Source organism: Paenibacillus pseudetheri (assembly GCF_924513355.1).
In the GTDB taxonomy this organism is placed as follows: Bacteria; Bacillota; Bacilli; order Paenibacillales; family Paenibacillaceae; genus Paenibacillus_AQ; species Paenibacillus_AQ pseudetheri.
In genome coordinates this window covers 1-1,493 of the sequence record NZ_CAKMAB010000091.1, presented here as the reverse complement: position 1 = coordinate 1,493, position 1,493 = coordinate 1, and the positions used below count along the sequence as shown (strand labels likewise).

Sequence of the window (1,493 nt, the reverse complement as noted above, 5' to 3'; positions counted from 1 at the left end):
TGAACTGTGACCCGTAAGATGGAAACTTTGAAAAAAGTGCCCCTCTTACGGGTTATTTATGTTTTAATCGAAATATCGAAAAAACGGAGGAAGCCTTCATGAATAACAAAACAAGAGGAAGCTCAAGGATATTTAACGAAAATGAGATTAAACAACTAGAGAACAATCCAAATGTAGAGAACGTGACGGAAAAGAGTATTACCTATTCGCCAACGTTTAAGTTAGCCGCGATTAAGGCCTACAAGGAAGGTCAAACCCCAATGGATATCTTCCTTAGCGCGGGATTTGACGTAGATGTTATCGGTCGTAAGAAGCCTAGGCATTGCTTAACCCGTTGGCGTAATACGTATAATACTCAGGGAGAGGCTGGACTACTTGAGGAACAACGAGGAAAGGGATCCCCGGGCAGACGATCGGCAGGAGAACTTTCTACCGAGGAAAAGTTAAAACGTGCAGAGGCACGAATCAAGCTTTTAGAGATGGAGAACGACTTTTTAAAAAAGCTGGAGGCGCTCGAAAAGCAGAAGATGCAGAGGTAACGTTGACACCCTCCGAGCGCTTTGAAATTATTAACCAAACGATACGCAAGCACGGTCTGCAGCGAATGACGCGTTATTTGTGCAAGCTAGCCAGTGTGAGTTTAAGCGGATATTACCGTTGGCAAGCCGTTGAGGAAACCAGACAGTTACGAGAGGAAGCAGACGAACGTGACGTTTTCCTTATCAAGAAACACTATGATACTTTGAATGGTAAAGCTGGAGCATTGGTTGTGAAGATGAGGTTGGAACGGGAGAACGGTATCATCATGAATCATAAGAAGATTCGAAGATTAATGCGAAAATATAAGCTCATTGCTACGATCCGGCGAGCCAATCCCTATCGCAAGATGGCAAAAGCTACACAAGAGCACCAAACGTGTCCCAACCTACTCAAGCGCCAGTTTGATCAAGGAGAGCCCGAGAAAGTGTTGCTGACCGATATTACCTATATGCATTATGGTAATGGACAATGTGCTTATTTATCCGTGGTGAAGGACGGGGCTACGAGACAAATTCTAGCTCATTACCTTTCTACTTCATTGGCCATGCCAATTGTAGAACAAACACTGGAAAAACTACTTGAACGACTGGATGGCAATATTCATCCAGAAGCCCTTTTACACTCGGATCAAGGAATGCACTATACTCATCCTAGATTCCGCTTTCTCGTACGAAAAGCTGGGTTTACACAGTCCATGTCACGGAAAGGAAACTGCTGGGATAACGCCGCCATGGAGAGCTTCTTTGGCCATATGAAGGATGATTTGGAGTACAAGTCATGCATGACTATCTTGGAATTACGAACAAAGGTTGATGACTATATCGCCTACTATAACTCCGAGCGATATCAATGGGCATTAAAAAAGATGACTCCCGATGAATTCAGGAGTCACCTATTAACCGCTTCTTAAAGGTCTTCTTTTTTAAACTTTCCACAAATACGGTCACAGTTCA

Annotated in this window: 1 protein-coding gene; it reads left to right on the top strand. The window is 43.5% G+C overall.

Annotation, left to right across the window (positions count from 1 at the left end; all coding sequences use genetic code 11):
* The first annotated feature begins 98 nt into the window (after positions 1–98).
* Positions 99–1,450, top strand: a protein-coding gene (locus tag L1028_RS30990; RefSeq protein WP_234541959.1) for an IS3 family transposase whose coding sequence is annotated in 2 segments (ribosomal slippage) — positions 99–486 and positions 486–1,450 — 1,353 coding nt in all. Because the reading frame shifts where the segments join, the coding sequence is not laid out codon by codon here.
* Positions 1,451–1,493: the final 43 nt, after the last annotated feature.